This is a genomic window from Ursidibacter maritimus (genome assembly GCF_009761395.1).
Taxonomy (GTDB): domain Bacteria; phylum Pseudomonadota; class Gammaproteobacteria; order Enterobacterales; family Pasteurellaceae; genus Ursidibacter; species Ursidibacter maritimus.
In genome coordinates, this window is the sequence record NZ_LEKN01000013.1 from 300,601 (window position 1) to 319,515 (window position 18,915).

General features: G+C 38.5%; 15 protein-coding genes. 2 read left to right on the forward strand and 13 right to left on the reverse strand.

What is annotated here, in order from left to right; translation table 11 throughout:
- Positions 1 to 59 precede the first annotated feature (59 nt).
- The 5 genes from A1D26_RS04500 to hemA form a co-directional block, all read right to left on the reverse strand.
- Positions 60 to 1,004 (reverse strand): peptidylprolyl isomerase, encoded by a 945-nt coding sequence (locus tag A1D26_RS04500; RefSeq protein ID WP_157402883.1) that lies wholly within the window; start codon positions 1,002 to 1,004, stop codon positions 60 to 62.
- 85 nt (positions 1,005 to 1,089) lie between these two features.
- Positions 1,090 to 1,617, reverse strand: a complete 528-nt coding sequence (pyrR, locus tag A1D26_RS04505) for a bifunctional pyr operon transcriptional regulator/uracil phosphoribosyltransferase PyrR (protein ID WP_157402884.1) — start codon at positions 1,615 to 1,617, stop codon at positions 1,090 to 1,092.
- Positions 1,617 to 3,047: a bifunctional D-glycero-beta-D-manno-heptose-7-phosphate kinase/D-glycero-beta-D-manno-heptose 1-phosphate adenylyltransferase HldE gene (gene hldE, locus A1D26_RS04510; protein WP_157402885.1), complete on the reverse strand. Its 1,431-nt coding sequence runs from the start codon at positions 3,045 to 3,047 to the stop codon at positions 1,617 to 1,619. Before hldE ends, pyrR begins: the two co-directional genes overlap by 1 nt.
- Positions 3,048 to 3,108: 61 nt before the next feature.
- Positions 3,109 to 4,623 carry a ribosome biogenesis GTPase Der gene (gene der / locus A1D26_RS04515; RefSeq protein ID WP_157402886.1) on the reverse strand — a complete coding sequence of 505 codons (1,515 nt, stop codon included), beginning with the start codon at positions 4,621 to 4,623 and terminating at the stop codon, positions 3,109 to 3,111.
- Positions 4,624 to 4,787: 164 nt separating this feature from the next.
- Entirely contained in the window at positions 4,788 to 6,095 is a 1,308-nt protein-coding gene (gene hemA / locus A1D26_RS04520; RefSeq protein ID WP_157402887.1) for a glutamyl-tRNA reductase, read from the reverse strand.
- A 256-nt stretch (positions 6,096 to 6,351) separates the two neighbouring features.
- Here hemA and relA point away from each other — a divergent pair, with 256 nt between their 5' ends.
- The gene (relA, locus tag A1D26_RS04525) at positions 6,352 to 8,562 is read left to right on the forward strand and encodes a GTP diphosphokinase (protein ID WP_157402888.1); all 2,211 of its coding nucleotides are present in this window, start codon (positions 6,352 to 6,354) and stop codon (positions 8,560 to 8,562) included.
- Between the two features lie 150 nt (positions 8,563 to 8,712).
- Positions 8,713 to 9,384, forward strand: a complete 672-nt coding sequence (locus tag A1D26_RS04530; protein WP_157402889.1) for a YidX family protein — start codon at positions 8,713 to 8,715, stop codon at positions 9,382 to 9,384.
- A gap of 40 nt (positions 9,385 to 9,424) precedes the next feature.
- Here A1D26_RS04530 and A1D26_RS04535 read toward each other — a convergent pair whose 3' ends face one another.
- The 8 genes from A1D26_RS04535 to A1D26_RS04570 form a co-directional block, all read right to left on the reverse strand.
- Positions 9,425 to 11,173, reverse strand: coding sequence for a DUF4153 domain-containing protein (locus A1D26_RS04535; protein WP_157402890.1), 1,749 nt, complete (start codon positions 11,171 to 11,173; stop codon positions 9,425 to 9,427).
- Between the two features lie 190 nt (positions 11,174 to 11,363).
- Positions 11,364 to 12,530, reverse strand: a complete 1,167-nt coding sequence (rlmC, locus tag A1D26_RS04540; RefSeq protein WP_157402891.1) for a 23S rRNA (uracil(747)-C(5))-methyltransferase RlmC — start codon at positions 12,528 to 12,530, stop codon at positions 11,364 to 11,366.
- Positions 12,523 to 13,560: a beta-N-acetylhexosaminidase gene (nagZ, locus tag A1D26_RS04545; RefSeq protein ID WP_157402892.1), complete on the reverse strand. Its 1,038-nt coding sequence runs from the start codon at positions 13,558 to 13,560 to the stop codon at positions 12,523 to 12,525. The genes rlmC and nagZ overlap by 8 nt, the downstream gene beginning before the upstream one ends.
- A 68-nt stretch (positions 13,561 to 13,628) precedes the next feature.
- Positions 13,629 to 14,369 (reverse strand): TerC family protein, encoded by a 741-nt coding sequence (locus tag A1D26_RS04550; RefSeq protein ID WP_157402893.1) that lies wholly within the window; start codon positions 14,367 to 14,369, stop codon positions 13,629 to 13,631.
- A gap of 92 nt (positions 14,370 to 14,461) precedes the next feature.
- Positions 14,462 to 15,142, reverse strand: a complete 681-nt coding sequence (gene mutH / locus A1D26_RS04555) for a DNA mismatch repair endonuclease MutH (protein WP_157402894.1) — start codon at positions 15,140 to 15,142, stop codon at positions 14,462 to 14,464.
- A 51-nt stretch (positions 15,143 to 15,193) separates the two neighbouring features.
- Positions 15,194 to 16,873: a DNA repair protein RecN gene (recN, locus tag A1D26_RS04560; protein ID WP_157402895.1), complete on the reverse strand. Its 1,680-nt coding sequence runs from the start codon at positions 16,871 to 16,873 to the stop codon at positions 15,194 to 15,196.
- Positions 16,874 to 16,975: 102 nt separating this feature from the next.
- On the reverse strand, positions 16,976 to 17,476 hold the full coding sequence (locus A1D26_RS04565) for an ACP-like domain-containing protein (RefSeq protein ID WP_157402896.1): 501 nt from the start codon (positions 17,474 to 17,476) through the stop codon (positions 16,976 to 16,978).
- 143 nt (positions 17,477 to 17,619) lie between these two features.
- Positions 17,620 to 18,828 (reverse strand): BaiN/RdsA family NAD(P)/FAD-dependent oxidoreductase, encoded by a 1,209-nt coding sequence (locus A1D26_RS04570; protein ID WP_157402897.1) that lies wholly within the window; start codon positions 18,826 to 18,828, stop codon positions 17,620 to 17,622.
- Positions 18,829 to 18,915: the final 87 nt, after the last annotated feature.

Consider the following 18,915-nt stretch of genomic DNA (forward strand, 5'->3'; position numbering starts at 1 on the left):
GCAAATTTAATAAAGCAAAGAACCCCGCAAAGCGAGGTTCTAAATTTTAGAATTTAAGGTTAGTTAATATACTTAATTTCAGCACGATCTTTTAAGGCTTTTACCCAATCTTTCGATGCCGCTTCTGCTTGCTTATCGACAAGCTGTTCATAAGCTTTTTGAATATAAGCATCTTTGGTACGATCACCTTGACGAGTTTCAACCACTTTTAAGATATGCCAACCAAATTGAGATTTAAATGGTGCGGAAATGACGCCTGTTTTACTTGCTTGTGCAGTTTTAGCAAAAGTTTGATCATAAGCATCTAAGAAATTCCAGCCTAAATCACCGCCATCAGCTCCTGAAACATAATCAACAGAATTTGCTTTTGCCGCAGCTTCAAAAGTCGTTTTTCCTGATTTAATTTCATTGCTAATTTCAACTAATTTAGCTTTTGCCTTTACATCAGTTAAAATCGGGTTAGTTTTCAGTAAAATATGGCTAATACGATATTCAGAAGCTGTGGCCGCTTTTAACTTTCCTTGTGCTTTCGCCTCTTCATATAATTTTTTACCTAACGCTTGCACTTCTTGTGGTGCAACTTGGATACTTTGACCAATTGTTTGGTTACGAACTTGCTCCATCATTATTTGTTGAGCGAGTTGTTGGCGATATTGATTTAGGCTCATTCCTTGATAGTCTAAAGCATCTAAAAACTGCCCGTATGTTAACCCATTTTGAGCTGCGATCTGTTCAATCATTTGATCAACATAAGCATAATTGACTTTTACGCCAGACTCTTTAATTGCTCGTTGCACAAGTAGATCATCAATGATTTTATCTAATGCAGCTTTTCGATTGGATTCAGTATTGGCTTTTTTACCTAGCGCTTTGTTAACTTGGCTCTGCATAATTGGAGAGCCATCAACGGTTGCTACAACACGTTCTTCCGCTTTAGTCACTTGACTGGCTGCAAAAAAGGTAACTGCCGCCATTAAAAGAGATTTCACCGAAATTAATTTCATTTTTATGTCCTATCAAAGAATGAGTGAAAATAGTTAATGCTAATTAGAATTAGCTTTTGGTTAAAGGTTCAATCAAAATATGAGTTTATTGTAAAAGCGCTACTTGATTGATACCATCATAATGTTCTGTTCTGACTTGGATTGTTTCAGAACGTGATGTCGGAATATTTTTTCCCACATAATCCGCCCGAATAGGCAGTTCACGATGTCCCCGATCAATAAAAATAACTAACTCAATTTTAGAGGCTCTACCACGATCAAGCAAGGCATCAAGTGCAGCTCGAATGGTTCGACCTGTAAATAATACATCATCAATTAAAATCACTTTTTTATTTTCAATAGGGATAGGATTATCTACCCCTGCATAAATCGGATCGGCGTTAGCTTGATTCAGATCATCACGATAAAAAGTTATATCCAACGCCATTAACGGCAAGTTAATGTTGGCTAACTCAAAGATCCTCTTTTGCAACATTTCTGCAATTTCTGCACCACGTCTTTTAATGCCAACGAGCACAACATCATCGAAACTGGCGTGTTTTTCGATAATCTGATGTGAAATGCGAGAGATCGTCCGTTGAAATTGTGCTGTATCAATGATGATCTTATCCATTATAGCGAGCCTTGAATTTTTTTAATGACATTAGTGGTTGAGCAACCATTTTCAAAATTTAACACTCTCACCTCGCCACCATTAGCCCAGACTTCTTTACTACCAGCAATATCTTCAGGTTTATAATCGCCACCTTTAACCAATAAATCTGGTAAAATTTCGCCAATTAGACGTTGTGGTGTATCTTCACTGAAAGGTACAACCCAATCCACTGAAGCAAGCCCTGCTAATACTGCCATTCGAGCATCTAGTGAGTTGATAGGACGCGATTCTCCTTTCAAACGTTTCACTGACTCATCGGTGTTTACTGCAACGATCAGACGATCACCTAATTTACGAGCATTTTCTAAATAAGAAACGTGTCCTGGGTGAAGAATATCAAAACACCCATTTGTCATTACAATCTTCTCACCACGCTGTTTAGCTTGCTCAATAATACTTTTTAATGTCGCTTCGCTAACAACACCAAAGCCCGTTTCATTTCGTTGGTGGATAGCCTGCTCTAGTTCGCTTGGTGTAACTGTAGAAGTTCCTAATTTTCCAACCACAATACCCGCTGCAGCATTTGCTAAATAGCAAGCTTCTTCTAAAGAACGCCCATCCGCAATCGCCGTTGCAAGCACGCTAATTACCGTATCGCCTGCACCTGTCACATCATAAACTTCTTTAGCTTGGGTCGGTAAATGAAAAACGTCGTGGTTTGGTCGAAGTAAGGTCATTCCCTTTTCTGAGCGAGTAACAAGTAATGCCGAGAGTTCATATTCGGCAATCATTTTTAAGCCTTTCGTGACAATTTCATCATCAGTGGCACAATGCCCAACGACAGCTTCAAATTCCGCCATATTTGGCGTAAGCAATGTCGCACCACGATAACGTTCAAAATCTGTGCCTTTTGGATCAATTAAAACTGGGACATTCGCTTTACGCGCAATTTGAATCATCTGTTGAACAGCATCTAATGTACCTTTGCCATAATCAGATAAAATTAATGCACCATAAGCGGCTACTTCTTCTGCTAATTTTGCAAGTAGAGATTGGCTATCGACATTATGAAAATTTTCTTCAAAGTCCAAACGTAATAGTTGCTGATGACGTGACAAAATACGCAATTTGGTAATAGTCGGGTGGCTATCTAATGCAACACATTGATTTTTAATTTGATGGGCGTTCAGTAACTTATCTAAAGCTTGCCCTGCATCATCTTGCCCGATTAAGCCGTGCAACGTAACAGGCACATTCAAACTCGCAATATTCATTGCTACGTTTGCCGCACCGCCGGCACGATCTTCATTCTGTTGTACTTTTACCACAGGTACTGGCGCTTCTGGAGAAATACGATTTGTTGCCCCAAACCAGTAACGATCTAACATTACATCGCCAAGCACCAATACTTTAGCCTGATTAAATTGAGAGGAATATTGCATCATCATAGTTTATCCACACAAATAGTTTACCGAAATTAAGCGGGCGGAATTCCACCCACTGCACAGACTATTTTCTATTCTTTTTAATAAATTTCATTAAACGCTTACGTTTACGCAACTGGCTCGGTGTTAATTTATTACGTTTACCTGCAAACGGATTATTCCCTTCTTGGAATAGCACTCGAATTGGCGAACCGATAATGCGTAGGCTCTTACGGAAATAGTTAGATAAATAACGTTTATAAGAGTCGGGTAATCGCTCGATTTGGTTACCGTGAATGACAATAATTGGTGGGTTATAACCACCTGGATGAGCATATTTTAACTTCACTCGGCGACCATTTACCAATGGCGGCTGATGTTCATCTGTCGCCATTTGTAAAATACGGGTAAGCATTGATGTCGTCATTTTCTTCGTGGCACATTGGTAGGCTTCTTGAATAGACTCAAATAAATTACCTACGCCACTACCATGTAATGCAGAAATAAAATGCACTCGTGCAAAATCAATAAAATCTAGTCGGCGATCAAGCTCAGATTTCACATTATCTTTAATATCTTGCGATAAACCGTCCCATTTATTCACCACAATCACTAACGATTTACCTGCATTTAAAATAAAACCGAGTAGCGATAAATCTTGATCAGAAACGCTATCTCGAGCATCAATAGTGAGTAACACGACATTAGCATCTTGAATGGCTTGCAACGTTTTAATAACCGAGAACTTCTCAACGGCAAGATGTACTTTGCCACGCTTACGAACACCAGCTGTATCAATAATCGTGTAATGCTGTCCATCACGTTCCATTGGAATGTAAATGGAATCGCGAGTTGTTCCCGGCATATCGTAAACAACGACACGTTCTTCGCCTAAAATACGGTTTGTTAGGGTTGATTTCCCTACATTTGGACGACCAACAATCGCAATTTTGATATTTTTATCATCAACATCTTCGCTCTCTTCTTCTAGCGCTTCGTCAAGTAAAGCGGTATCTTCTTCATTATCAAAATCAAAATCATGATCCCATTCATCTGTTTCTTGATTTGCAGAATTTTCTTCCGAACCAACCGCTTGTTCTTCCATCTGAACAGCTAAAGGGGCAAGCACTTGCTCAATAAGTTGTGTAACACCACGCCCTTGTGCCGCAGCAATCGCTTCAACTTCGCCTAATCCTAATTGATAAAATTCAGCAATGTGTGAATCAGCATCAATGCCGTCGGTTTTATTGGCAACGACCACCGTAGTTTTATCACGTTGGCGTAAGTATTGTGCAATCCCAATATCCGCAGGAACTAAACCTGCACGAGCATCCACTAAAAAGAGCACCACATCAGCTTCTTCAATCGCTAATAGCGACTGCTCTGCCATTTTCTCTTCTACACCTTCTTCCGTACCATCAATACCGCCAGTATCAATAACGATAAAGTCGTGGCCAGCGATATTTGCTTGTCCATATTTGCGGTCACGAGTTAAACCAGGAAAATCCGCCACTAACGCATCACGAGTACGAGTTAAGCGGTTGAATAATGTAGATTTACCTACATTCGGTCTGCCAACAAGGGCAACAACAGGAGTCATAAAAAAACCTCAATAAAAATTCGGTTTGCAACAATTTGCAAAAATTCAGGCATTATAACGTAAATCAGGGATAAGGGCGAATTGGAAATGAAAAACTTCCAAAGGATGACAACGAATAGAAATAGCTAAATAAGCGGTCAGTTTCTGACGATTTTTTGCAACCACTAACTCTCTAGTTTTAGTGCTTGAGAAAAACTCTGTAAGGCTTTTGCATTACCATTTTTTGCCATTGACTGTAATGCTTGGGTTGGAACGTGTATGAGCTGATTTGTTAATTTATAACTTAATTCATTTAACACTTTCTCTGTCTCTTGCCCTTGTTGTAAAGCATTAAGCGCTTTTTCTAACAACTCCAAACGGATACTTTCAGCACTCTGGCGGTAATGTTTAATTAAATTACTCGATTGTTGCTGTTTTAACCACGCAAAGAAATCTCTCGCCTCTTCACGAACGATCTCTCTAGCCTGTTCAGCGGCTTGTTGGCGTTGAGCAAGGTTTTGCTGAATAATATTTTGCAGATCATCTACACTATAAGCATAAACGCCCTCAAGCTCCCCTGCAGTTTCATCAATATCACGCGGTACGGCAATATCAATCAACAACATTGGGTCAAAATGACGGGCTTTTTGGGCTTTTTCGACCATTGCTTGTGTAATGAGTACATCAGGGCTACCCGTTGAACTAATTACCACATCTGCTTGGTTTAAACCGAGTTGTAAAGCACTGAGTGAAAGAATTTGCATCGGTGCATTCAGTTTTTCAGCCAACATTTCAGCTCGAATATGGGTTCGATTTGCCACCATCATATTTTTCGCCCCGTGTTGAACCAAATAACGTGCAACCAGCTCAATCGTTTCGCCTGCACCGACTAATAAAAAGCGTAGCTGACTAAAACTATCAAAGATTTGACGAGCTAAACCACAAGCCGCATAAGCCACCGATACGGCACTTGCACCAATTTCCGTTTCAGAACGAACACGTTTAGCCGTTGCAAAGGTTTTTTGGAATAAACGAGAGAGATTGGTTGAAACCGTTTTACCTTGCTTTTGGTAGAAAGCTTCACTTTCCTGAAATGCTTGTTTCACTTGCCCGAGAATTTGTGGTTCGCCTAAAATCAATGAATCCAACCCACAAGCCACACTCATCAAATGGCAAGCTGCGTCCATATTTTGCTTAAAATAGATACATTGTTGTAATTCCGAATGATTCAGTTGATGAATATCCGCAAACCACTCAAAACATTGCTCTCGCCACGCTAAATTTTCAGGATGATCTTCTTGTGGGGGAATGTCTGGCTGATGGAAATAAAGTTCTGTACGGTTACAAGTAGAAAGGATAACAACACTTTCAGCAAGATTCCGAGCCTGAATTTGCTCAAAAGCAAGCTGGCGTTTAGGCTCGACAAATGCGACTTTTTCACGCAAGCCGACAGATGCCGTTTTATGATTGATGCCTAGTGCTAAAATTGTCATCGCTACCCACAGGAAAATAAAAAGTAAAAGTGTTGTTGCTTAAATGTAAAGGTAGATATTCTAATCAATCGGCTATATTGGTGCAAATAATTGTCTTGATAGGTTTGATTTATAACAAATGTCCCCTACTCAAATGGTTAAACAAGCGGTCCGATCAGCTGAAAATTTTACAAAAAGCGAAAATAAGCAAAACTTTGGAGCGAATTAGGGCTATAATGCTCCATAATTTCTATTCGGAGTTTTCAGGAGCGTTTCTATGGTTGTGATTCGTCATTCTCATCTACTTGATCCAAATAATTTTGAGTTAGCTAGCTGGAGTGCTGGATTGCAAATGTCGCCGATTACCTTTGAAGAATTATTGATTGCGTGGCGATATGCTCAAGAGAAATTAGATACCGAACAATTCCATTTGATGTGGTATGGAATTGAGATGGTAGAAATTTTATATAGCTTAAATATGGACGATGATAGTCTTGTTGCCGCGCTGCTTTTCCCGTTAGTGAAAAATAACCTGATCGATCTTGCTCAAGTCAAAGAGGACTTTGGCAACGATGTCAAAAATCTGGTGAAAGGCGTGTTGGAAATGGATAACATTCGCCAACTCAATGCCAGCCACGCCTCTGATCTCCAAATTGACAATATTCGCAGAATGTTATTGGCAATGGTGGACGATTTCCGCTGTGTCGTCATAAAACTTGCTGAACGTATTGTATTCTTGCGTGATGTTGATCGCCGTAGCGAAGAAGATTTAGTTTTAGCTGCAAAAGAGTGCTCGCATATTTATGCTCCACTTGCCAATCGTTTAGGAATTGGGCAGTTGAAATGGGAACTAGAAGATTATTGTTTCCGAGCTTTGCACCCACAAACTTATCGTCAAATTGCCAAATATGATCTCGCTGAGCGCCGTTTAGATCGAGAACAATATATTGCAAAATTTGTCGCTGATCTCACCGCTTCATTACGCGAAGAATTAACCGATGTTCAGGTTTACGGGCGTCCTAAACACATTTATAGCATCTGGAAGAAGATGCAGAAAAAAAACTTAAAATTCAATCAGTTATTCGATATTCGAGCGGTGCGGATTATTGTTCCGACCCTTGAAGATTGCTACACAGCCTTAGGTATTGTTCATACACAGTACAAACACTTGCCTGAGCATTTTGATGATTATATTTCAAATCCTAAACCTAATGGCTACCAATCGTTGCATACTGTGGTGCTAGGCGCTGGCGATAAAGCGATTGAAGTCCAAATTCGTACACAAAAAATGCACGATGATGCAGAACTAGGCGTTGCTGCTCACTGGAAATATAAAGAAGGAGCCGGTGCAAGTCGAGCAGGCTATGAAGAGAAAATTGTCTGGTTGCGTAAACTATTAGACTGGCAGAAAGATATTGCCGATGCGGGTGATGTGGTTGATGAAATGCGTTCTCAAGTCTTTGATGATCGTGTGTATGTCTTTACGCCAAAAGGGGAAGTGGTTGATTTACCGAAAGGAGCAACGCCTCTTGATTTTGCCTATTCAATCCATAGTGAAATCGGCCATCGTTGTATTGGAGCTAAAGTTGCAGGGCGAATCGTACCATTTACCTACTTATTACAAATGGGCGATCAAGTTGAGATCATCACACAGAAAAATCCAAACCCAAGCCGAGATTGGCTCAATCCAAACCAAGGCTTTGTGAACACGCCACGCGCAAGATCGAAAATTATTGCGTGGTTTAAAAAACTGGATCGAGAAAAAAATATACCGCTAGGTAAAGATGCTTTAGAAGCAGAAATGGCAAAATTCGGCTTTACCCAAAAACAGATCGAAGAATATGCTCTACCACGCTATAACTTAAAGCAGATTGACGATCTCTACGCCGGCATTGGTGGCGGAGATATCCGCTTAAATACGTTAATGCACTATTTGCAGAGTAAGTTGGTAAAAACAACTGCGGAACAAGCCGATGAAGCAGTCTTAAAACAAGTGGCTCAGAAATCTCAAAATAGCCAACCAAAGCAAAGTAAAAATGGGTTTGTTGTGGTGGAAGGTGTCGGCAACTTAATGCACCACATCGCACGCTGCTGCCAACCTATCCCTGGCGATGAGATTGTCGGCTACATCACACAAGGGAGAGGAATTTCTATCCATCGAATTGATTGTGATCAACTGTATGAATTAGAAAGTAGCAGTCCAGAGCGTGTGGTCGATGCTGAATGGGGCGAAACTTACTCATCTGGTTTTAGCTTAATTATTCGAGTGATTGCGAATGATCGAAATGGCTTATTACGAGATGTTAGCGGTATTATGGCAAACGAAAAAGTAAATGTATTAGGCGTGTCAAGCCGTACAGATACCAAACGAAGCATTGCGACCATTGATATCGAAGTAGAGTTAAATAACATTCAAATGTTAAGTAAACTGTTAGCTCGAATTGTACAACTCGATGACGTACTTGAAGCAAAAAGGTTATCAAACTAGCTTTCTTCAATGACTTACCCAAAGAATAACCTACGATAGCACCAGTATACAAACTGGTGCTTTGTTTTTTCGGTAAGCGGTGAGTTTTGTTCGATTCTTTGCAAATTTGGTAATATAATCTAGGTAAATTTACCAATTAAGGAAGTGAATATGAAATTAGTTAAAGTTTTATTTTTAAGTTTAAGCTCAATCTTGTTATCAGCTTGCTTTACCGCTCTTAATTGGGCTGAGATTGATACTGTTTCTGCGGGTAATGAATTAGTAGAAGTAGATAATGATAAACTTACCGCATTTGGTATGCTGAAATCAACACAACAGCTTGTAATGATAGGCGAAAAATATTGGTTTGTTGCAGATACAGAAAGCTCTCGACAAATTAAATCGTTAATTGATGCTAAACTTCCTGAAACCTTTAATACCAATATGGTAAGAGTAGTATTAGATAAAGATACAAAGAACTGGAAAACTTTCGATTATGCCATTTCATATATTAGTGCAGATACTCAATCTGAAATTACCAAGTTAAAACAATTAGGCTTTGTCTCTCGTTGCCCTGAGTGCGACAAAACATACAATCAATACATTCGTTCATATCAATTACAAGGACAAATCTATCAAAAAGCAGATATTAAAATCACGGAGTCAGATAAGTTAAGAAAAGTTATTCCTGTAACATTGGAGAAAGAAAAATATCAAGTAAATGGTGTTGGTTCTACGCTTGGTGCCGTAGCATTAACGCCACTCACTTTAGCATTTGATGTTGTGACTTTACCATTCCAAATATGGTTCTTATCTCAACCGAGTGGCTCATACTTTAAGTAGTTAATGTAATGGCACAAGAGGATACTTGTGCCATTAAGCATTATTTCATCAACACCATTACTCTGCTCATATTACTTAATACATATCCTTGCTCTTCAAGAAATACAATTCTGATATCACCCAAAAGTAGTTTATTGCCATTTTTGTCGGTAAAATTCAGTAAGTCAGCATTCAATGGTTCTAAGATATCACGCGAATGTCGAACCATTGGATCAAGTTTATGTTTGCTGAATGCCTCTCTAATCATCTCATCTAAATCCCAGCAACTTTCTTCATCAGTGACTAAACAGAATGGAAGAGATTTATAGGGGCTAGATTGATCCCAGAAATTCTCATTTCGGTTAATAAATTCCTCCCAGTACACAAGGCGTTTAAAGCCATTTATATTGATATCTAGGTTTGTTTCTCGTTTATAAACCATGCTAGAAACTGTTTCATTACTAATCATTTCGTCATCTAGTGTGATACGTCCATCACTATAAATATAAATTCTTCTTAATTCGCTGAATTGTGGTCCATATTTATTTACAAAAATAGTTTCTGCACTCCAATTTTGATCCATTTCTAATGGACGCTCTAAATTGTAAAATAAATATCCAGCAAGTTCTCTAATCATTTGCCAATCTTTGACTTGTGATTCAGGGATCTTACTCAAATCCTTTTTCACATTAAAATCGGAGCGAATTTTGCCATTCTGAAGTACATCTAGTCTTTCCAAGGCTTTCTCAAAACGAGTGACTTGTGAATCATAAGCAATTTGTTTTGGATTTAACACAAAAGTCATAGTGAAAATTGCAACGATTATAATCAGTGCTAAATTACGATACTGGCGTAATTTAGGTAACATCACAATGATATAGCAAATTGAAAGTGCACTTGCTAAAGCCACTAAATAAATGCGATCTTCTGTCCAAGCATAAGCAGAAATACGGCTTTTTATTGCAAACCACAACAATACGAAGGGTACAATGGCTAAATAAGGATACCAATGGAAAAAAGTATTCCAGCGTGGCTTTTCACTGATAGTTCGTAAACAATATATCGCAAGTCCTATTGTGACATAAGGTAAGACAATATTAGCTACCATACCTTGTGGTAACTCGCCATCCATAATAATTTTCGCCACATAAACATACAGAATTACTGTAAATAGCATTAATGTGGGAGCTGCCACAAAGCTCAACAAAATATCTAACCAGCGCTCTAAAGTTAATTTATTTGATTGGCGTTGTTGGTAGGTTAAAAAGAACAGTGGTATAAAGAAATAACAACTGAAAATTACAATTCGGCTCTGTAGTTCCCAGTCAATAGTTGAGCCAAATAGTATTTCAATACTTCCCATCACAGCAAAGATAATACCACTAATCAGCCAACCTGTTAGGGAAGCGAACAAAACATTAAATACTGTACTGAGTGCATCGGATATATAAGACTGATTTTCTCGTTGAAATGGCATACTGAACAGAATAATTATCATAATACAATTTAACCCCCAAAATTTCGGGCTAGTAAGATAAATTTCTGCATTATCGTTAAAATACCACAATGCCACACAACTCAGTGCTGGTACTAACCACGAAAAGTTATACCATTTAGTTTGGCGAAATAAATACACTACAATTAAAAAAACTGGTGTAAATATCCAATAAGCTCTGTGTTGCAGATATAGTATATCAATAAACAAAAGTGGTACTGCAAAAATAGTGGTAAGTAAAATCTCGATAGGGTGTTGTGCAACTGCATATTTTAGACTTCCCAAAATTTTATTCAAAAAACTAAAAATTGCCATAAATACTCCCAAAGGCTGTCAATATTAAATGATTTTAATTGAGTATATCAAAACTAAAATACGAATAGGAGAAAAAACGGTAGCTTCTCAGAATCAAGCTAAATAGAAGCGTTAATTTGCGATACATTTGGTAAATCTGGTAATGATGTTGATATGAGTAAAATTCACGCAACATCAGGGGAACGATTACTTAAGCGATTCGTTTTAAAAAAGTCAGCACTTCGTAGTGTGAAGTATGGGGGAACATATCGAAAAGTTGGACTTTTTCGAGAGTATAATTAGATAAGTTGGTAAAATCTTTTGCCATTGAGTGAGCATTACAGCTTGAATAAATTAAATAAGGTGAGCCTAATTCGTTAAGAAACTCCGCTAATGCCTTGCCAATACCACGTCGTGGCGGATTAACAATGACTAAATCAGGTACAGAACCTTGTTCATTTAAGGCAAAGTGAGCAGAATCTAAAGACGCGAACTTGACATTTTCTAAACCAAGCTGATGAGCTGATTTTGTTGCACTGGCAATCGCAGAGGGCGAAATTTCAATCCCTGTTAAAGAAACCTTTGAATTTTTCGCTTGCAATGCTGAGGCACAATGTAACCCAAACCCACCAACACCACAGAAAAGATCCCAAAGATGCTGAATAGGTAACTCCGCACTCCAGCGTTGTGCCGTTGCATAAAGCTGGCTCGCCACATTTGGATTTGTTTGGAAGAAACCTTGCGGACGAATAAAAAGCGGAACACCATTAAAATATTCGGTTAGCACTTGTTGTTCTGTCAGAAAAATTTCTTTCTCACCTTCCAATACTGCAGAATGTTGTGGTTGAATGTTTAAGGTGACTACAGATTCTGGTGGCAACTGTGCTAAGAAAGCAGGAAATTCTCGTTGAATAAGGGCTAATTTTGTTTCACTTCGTAACACAAAACGCACCATTACAGCGTGGTTATGTTGGCTTTCTGTCAGCAAAATATACTTTAGCTCCCCTTTCTTTTTAGCAATGTTATAAGGAACAAGCCCAGCTCGTCCAATAAACTGTTTGAGAATAGGGAAAAGTGAATGAAACCTTGTAGGATAAAGTGAGCAGTCGGTTAAATCAACGCCCTGCTCATCATTTACAATACCTAAAATAGGACGCTCAACACTGCCTGAAACCACCATTTTTGCTTTATTCCGAAAAGCAGAAAGGGAAGATTGAACTTCTGGCAACCACTCTGTTTGTTGCAAAATAAAAGGCGAAAGTAACCGCTTAAGCTCGTCCGATTTTTCTGCAAGCTGTTGTGGGTAGCCTTTCTCAAGCCATTGACACGAAGTACAATTCCTTTGAGAAAAATGCTGACAGTTCAACAGATTAGCCATTATTTGCTTTCCATTCCAACCATTGTTCTTGTAGCGTACTTAATGCTTGATGAGATTGTTGCCAACGTGGGCTTTTTTCTAACTCTCGCCACTCAATATGCTTACGTTTCATTAAACTTAGGTGGCGTTCTTTCTGTGCTTGTGTGGGTTGATACTTCAAGTTATCTAAGACTTGCACCACACCATCAGGTTCATTACAGAGTAATAATAAGTCGCAACCTGCGTTTAAGGCTTTCTCACTTCGCTCAACATAGTCACCCATAAATCCAGCACCTTTCATTCCTAAATCATCGGAAAAAATCACACCACTGAAACCAAGTTGTTGGCGTAATACATTTTTAAGCCAATAACTTGAGCCACTAGCTGGTTGGTTATCGCACTCGGTATAAATAACGTGCGCAGGCATAATTGCCGATAATTTTTGTTTACTAATCAGTTGTTTGAACGGTTGAATATCGTGAGAAAAAATACGTTCTTGCGGGCGGTCATCAAAAGGCGTTTCTAAGTGAGAATCCGCTAAAACATGTCCGTGACCTGGAAAATGTTTGCCAGTGGCTGCCATTCCTGTTTCTCGCATTCCGTCAATAAAAGCCTCTGCCACAGGTAAAATAGCATTTGCATCACGCCCAAATGAGCGATCACCAATGGCTTTACAACAATGTCCCAAATCTAAAACCGGTGCAAAACTCAAATCAATATCCAATGCAAACATTTCTGCTGACATTAGCCAGCCAGCCTCTTTGGCTAAATAAGTTTGCTCTGCAAGATTTGGTAATAATTGTTGGAAAGATTGCATTGCAGGTAACTGCGTAAAGCCTTGACGGAAACGCTGTACTCGTCCCCCTTCTTGATCGACAGTGATCAGTAATGGCTTTTTCACCCTTTGGCGAATAGACTTGATGAGCTCTTGAATTTGCTCTCTATCATGAAAGTTACGAGTAAATAAAATAAGCCCTGAAACAAGTGGATGCTCTAGCATTTCTTGTTCTTCGACAGTTAGTGTTTGCCCAACCAAATCCATTAACAACATAAAATTCTCTCTCTTTCTCTCAATGAAAATGCCCTTACGAAGAAGGGCATTTTATCCTGATTTTTCAATTATTCGATGTGATTTTGCTCATGTTTACGTTGATTACTGCGCATTTTAATGTTGAGTAACTCAACCACCACAGAAAAGCCCATTGCGGTATAAATTGCTGATTTTGGAATATGTACATTAAAGCCTTCACCAACCAACGCCACTCCAATCAGAATTAAGAATGCAAGTGCAAGGTTTTTGATAGTCGGATTGTTATCAACAAAATTGCCGATAGGTTTAGCCGCAAACATCATTACCCCAACTGCAATCATAATTGCAATAACCATTACAGGAACATCATCTGCCATACCTACTGCGGTAATCACTGAATCTAATGAGAACACAATATCTAAAATCGCAATCTGTACTAAGATCATAAAATAGCTGGCTTTCTTAACGCTGTTCCCGTTCTCATCATGAGCTTCACCACTAATTGCCTCTTTTAATTCCATTGCACTTTTTACTATTAGGAATAACCCCCCTAGAATTAAAATTAAATCACGCCCCGTAATCGCTTTATCCATAATAGAGAAAAGTGGATCAACCAATCTCATCATCCAAGAGAGTGACAGTAATAATAAAATTCGCGTCGCCATCGCTAATCCTAACCCGATAATTCGGGCGGATTGACGTTGTTTTTCAGGTAAACGAGAAACTAAGATACTAATAAAAATGATGTTATCAATACCTAATACAATTTCTAATGCACTCAAGGTAAATAAAGCAACCCACGCTTCAGGGTTTGTAACCCAATCAAACATACAAGATCCTTTCAATTAAGTGGAAGTAAATATCAATTATCAACTAATCAATATCGTTGAAACTGTACATCATATAGAGAGCAATCTAAAAATTAAAGAGTCGAATACAAAAAGTTTTGTAAAATTTCTGAAGTAAAATTTTTGCGTAAATAAAATCCTAAAGGAAGCGATTGAATAGGCTCACCCTTTTGATTGATCGCATTAGTTAAAGCTTGGCGATTTTTTCCTTTAGGTCGCAGTTGCAAAACTTCGCCTAAAGTCGCATTGATTTCATTTAAGCGTCCTAAAACGATAAGTTCCATTAATTCTTCCCAATCTCGCTGTAATTGCTGATCTTGCGTTGGGCTTGGCGACCACAATATCGGCATACCGATATGTCGTTGAGCAAGTGGAATAGCACGTTCACCTTCTACTGGAACCCATAAAACACGTTGTAATTTATGTTTAACATGGGATGTTTGCCAAGTAATGCCACTATTTTGAGTCAAGGGAGCAAGGCTAACAAAAGTGGTTTCTAATGGCATTCCTTTTGCATTCACTGGAATTGTCTTTAGCTCAATGCCTAAATGAGCAAAATCTTGCTCAGGTTTACTCCCTGCTTTAGCACCTAATGCAGTTTCAATTAAAATGCCTACCCAGCCTTTATCACGAGTTAGATCCGCTGGTACGGGCATATTAAGTTGTTGAGCGATCTCACCTAATGTAAAACCTGCAATCCATTGGGCTTTCTGTAATAATTCCTGTTCCGTGGTAGAAAATGTTGCGAGCTGCATTCGTTGTGCCTTTGCAAAAATAAGAGAAAACAGACCGCTTATTTTAAGCGACTAATCACTTTCCGCCAAATCTAACATTTCTTGAGCATTCGCTAACACTGCATCAGTGATTTTGCTACCGCCTAATAACCTTGCAAGTGCGTTTACTCGTTCTTTTGCAGTTAATAAGCTCATCTGCGTTTCGGTTTGGTTATTTTCAACATATTTTTGTACATTGAAATGGTGATTTCCGTGGCTTGCAACCTGTGGTAAATGGGTTACACATAATACTTGGCATTTTTTACCTAATTGACGCAATAATCGCCCAACAACTGTTGCGGTTGGTCCACTAATTCCTACATCAACTTCATCAAAAATAATGGTTGGAGTAGAAAGTTTATTCGCAGTTAGCACTTGCACTGCTAAAGAAATTCGTGATAGCTCACCACCTGATGCAATTTTTGCCAATGGCTGAGCGTTCTGTCCTAAATTACTGCGTAGATTAAATTCAACACTATCAGCCCCATTTGGTGATAACTTATCTAAATTATGCTGAATATCAATGAAAAATTCGCCATTTTCCATTGCTAATTGCTTAATTTGTTGAGTAACCTGTGCAGATAATTTTTGACCTGCTTCAACACGTTTTTGATAAATTTTTTCAGCCAATTCAACACATTGTTGATATGCTTGTTGTTCGTCTATAATTAGCTGTTCTTCGTTCTCTTCAAAATCCAGTAGATGTTGTAATTCTTGCTGTAAATGTTGATGATGTTTCCACAACTCTTGGCTTGCGACTTGGTGTTTACGGGCAAGTTGCATTGTTTTACCAATACGGCTATCTAATTCGCTTAACAATTCAGGATCTTGTTCAATATTATTCGCTAAATGACTAATTTCTGAACTCGCTTCTTGCACTTGAATCAGTGCTTCATTCAACATTTCTAATGCCGATTGATATTGAGCGTCAATATCAGCTAACTCTTCTAAATCACGAATAGCTCGATATAACATACTGTCGATATTTACTTCGCTTTCACTTAAATGATTGAGAACAGATTGGGATAATTCGGTTAGTTGCTCGGAATTTGCTAAACGGGCTTGTTCTTCTTCAAGCTGTTCAAATTCGCCTTCTTTAATTGCAAACTCATCAAGTTCATCAACTTGATATTGCAATAACTGTTTGCGAGCCTCGTTTTCTTGGCACTGTTGATGAAAATTTTTCACTTGTTTATGCAATTTCCGCCAAGTCTGATATTGCTCCGCCATTTGCGTTAATAGCGAATGTGTTCCTGCATAGTTATCGACTAATTCCAGTTGATATTCATTTTTGAGTAGTAATTGCGGGGCGTGTTGTCCATTCAAATGGATAAGATATTGCCCCAATTCTCGTAATTGTGAAACGGGAATCGGGCGATTATTTACAAAGGCTTTAGAACGTCCTTCAAGGTTAATCATACGACGTAAAATACACTCATTTGGTGTATCTTCATCTAATAACTCATGTTCTTTCAACCAAAGATAAGCAGGGCTATTGGATTGCATTGAAAAGGTGGCCGTGATATCTGCTTTATCTGCTCCGTTGCGGATCATACTACTTTCAGAGCGATAGCCTAAACAAAGCCCAAGGGCATCAATACCAATTGATTTCCCTGCCCCTGTTTCACCAGTGATAACAGACATCCCTTCATTTAATTCTAGGGTTAAGTGACGAACAATCGCAAAATTATTGATAGTAAGCTGTGTTAGCATAAGAATATCCATACAAGAAAACTGTATGGATATATAGTACAACTGTTTATTTAAACAGTAAATAGATTTGTAAAACTTTTCGGGAATCTTACCGCTTGCAAATTAACGATATTCTTTGATTTCGCAGTTTTTCGCTAAAATGTTAGTTGTTTTTTTCGTATCTTTAGTCAGCATCACTGAAACATTTTCTTTGCTGTTTTCAAGAGTAAAACCTGAGTCTAATAAAAGATTGGTCTTTTTGTAAGATAAAACACGAGTATCTTCATTTGACTGTTTTGAATTAAATTCCAAAACACCAGCAGGTTTGCGATTTAATTTTACTGTCGCAGTCATCGGTTTTCCACCGACGAATACATAAGAAACTTCCAATTTCACTTTATTTTGACAAGCATAAGAAACATATAGTGGAGTTATGTTTGAGCTAGATGCTTGAGCAACATTTCCAATTGAAACTAAACCCATGATTCCAGCTGTCATTGCAGTTTTCATAACTGTTGAAAACATTCTATTATTTTTCATTAAAAAATCCTTAACCATTTTAGGTTGCTTAAAGAAAATTAAAAAGGGAATTACCCCTTTCTTAAAAATGGTGTCTTTCGACATTTCCGATAACCTGACAAGCTAAGTATTCAAAATTATTACAAAACAGTCAATTTATTACACACTCTCTACTTATCAAGGCGGCAAATTCTACCTTGATTTTAGATCATTTGCGATTACTCTTTTTACAATTTATTTTCTTAATCCTACCGCTTACGCTCCGCAATTCCCATTGCACAAGCATAAGCCGAAGACCACGCCCATTGGAAGTTATAACCTCCAAGCCAGCCTGTTACATCCAGCACTTCACCGATAAAATAAAGCCCTTGAGTATTTTTAACTTCCATTGTTTTTGAAGAAATATAATTTGTATCAACGCCACCCATTGTCACTTCTGCGGTGCGGTAGCCTTCTGTTCCGTTAGGTAGAAATTGCCAATGGTGGATAAAATTGACAAGAAAATCCATATTTGCCTTGCTAAGTTGGGCGATAGCTTTATCTTCGAGCTGTTTTTGTTCAAACCAAAGCTCTACTAATTTTTTAGGAAAATGGCGAGATAACACCGTTTTTAACTGTAATTTCGGCGAAGATTGACGCAATTCTTGTAGAATGTCATAAATAGATTCACTCGGTAACAAATCAATTTCAACGGTTTCCCCCATATCCCAATAGTTTGAAATTTGTAAAATGGCAGGGCCAGATAATCCACGATGAGTAAAAAGCATTTGATTAACAAAGGTTTTCTCTCGATTAGTCACACTCACAGGCAATGAAATTCCCGATAAAGCTGCAAAAGGTTTATCAAACTCTTTCCAAGTAAATGGCACAAGGCTAGCACGAATAGGCACAATGGGAATATCAAACTGTTCGGCAATTTTATAGCCCAAAGGTGATGCACCTAGTCCTGGCATTGATAGCCCACCCGTTGCGATGACTAGATTTTCCGTTTGGAAACTATCACAAGCGGTCTGAACCTGAAAGAAATTTGCAGATTTATCATTGGTAAATTTTTCAATGGAAAGCACCGCTTGTCGAAGTTGAATATCCACCTTGCCTTTCTCACATTCTGCCTGTAACAGATCAACAATCTGTTGCGAACTTTCATCGCAGAAAAGTTGCCCGAGTTCCTTTTCGTGATACGCAATGCCATAGCTTGCTACAAGGGCGATAAAATCCCAGTTGGTATAACGAGAAAGAGCCGATTTGACAAAATGACGGTTTTGGCAAAGATAATGGTTAGGCGATACGTCTAAATTAGTGAAATTACAATATCCCCCGCCCGACATCAAAATTTTTCGCCCGATTTTCTTGCCGTTATCAAGCAGTAATACTGACAGCCCATTTTGCCCAAGTTGTGCAGCACAAAATAGCCCTGCTGCCCCAGCTCCAATAATTATCACATCATACTGCTTCATTTTTACCCTTTTTCTTTCAAATTCATATTGTTATCGCTAAAATAGCCCATCTCTCGCTATTCTATACTGATTATGTTGAAAAATCCC

Excerpts from the sequence above, each read along its gene's own strand:
- A1D26_RS04500 (WP_157402883.1), bottom strand. The coding sequence starts at position 1,004 with ATGAAATTAATTTCGGTGAAATCTCTTTTAATGGCGGCAGTTACCTTT.
- pyrR (WP_157402884.1), bottom strand. The coding sequence starts at position 1,617 with ATGGATAAGATCATCATTGATACAGCACAATTTCAACGGACGATCTCT.
- hldE (WP_157402885.1), bottom strand. The coding sequence starts at position 3,047 with ATGATGATGCAATATTCCTCTCAATTTAATCAGGCTAAAGTATTGGTG.
- der (WP_157402886.1), bottom strand. The coding sequence starts at position 4,623 with ATGACTCCTGTTGTTGCCCTTGTTGGCAGACCGAATGTAGGTAAATCT.
- hemA (WP_157402887.1), bottom strand. The coding sequence starts at position 6,095 with ATGACAATTTTAGCACTAGGCATCAATCATAAAACGGCATCTGTCGGC.
- relA (WP_157402888.1), top strand. The coding sequence starts at position 6,352 with ATGGTTGTGATTCGTCATTCTCATCTACTTGATCCAAATAATTTTGAG.
- A1D26_RS04530 (WP_157402889.1), top strand. The coding sequence starts at position 8,713 with ATGAAATTAGTTAAAGTTTTATTTTTAAGTTTAAGCTCAATCTTGTTA.
- A1D26_RS04535 (WP_157402890.1), bottom strand. The coding sequence starts at position 11,173 with ATGGCAATTTTTAGTTTTTTGAATAAAATTTTGGGAAGTCTAAAATAT.
- rlmC (WP_157402891.1), bottom strand. The coding sequence starts at position 12,530 with ATGGCTAATCTGTTGAACTGTCAGCATTTTTCTCAAAGGAATTGTACT.
- nagZ (WP_157402892.1), bottom strand. The coding sequence starts at position 13,560 with ATGTTGTTAATGGATTTGGTTGGGCAAACACTAACTGTCGAAGAACAA.
- A1D26_RS04550 (WP_157402893.1), bottom strand. The coding sequence starts at position 14,369 with ATGTTTGATTGGGTTACAAACCCTGAAGCGTGGGTTGCTTTATTTACC.
- mutH (WP_157402894.1), bottom strand. The coding sequence starts at position 15,142 with ATGCAGCTCGCAACATTTTCTACCACGGAACAGGAATTATTACAGAAA.
- recN (WP_157402895.1), bottom strand. The coding sequence starts at position 16,873 with ATGCTAACACAGCTTACTATCAATAATTTTGCGATTGTTCGTCACTTA.
- A1D26_RS04565 (WP_157402896.1), bottom strand. The coding sequence starts at position 17,476 with ATGTCGAAAGACACCATTTTTAAGAAAGGGGTAATTCCCTTTTTAATT.
- A1D26_RS04570 (WP_157402897.1), bottom strand. The coding sequence starts at position 18,828 with ATGAAGCAGTATGATGTGATAATTATTGGAGCTGGGGCAGCAGGGCTA.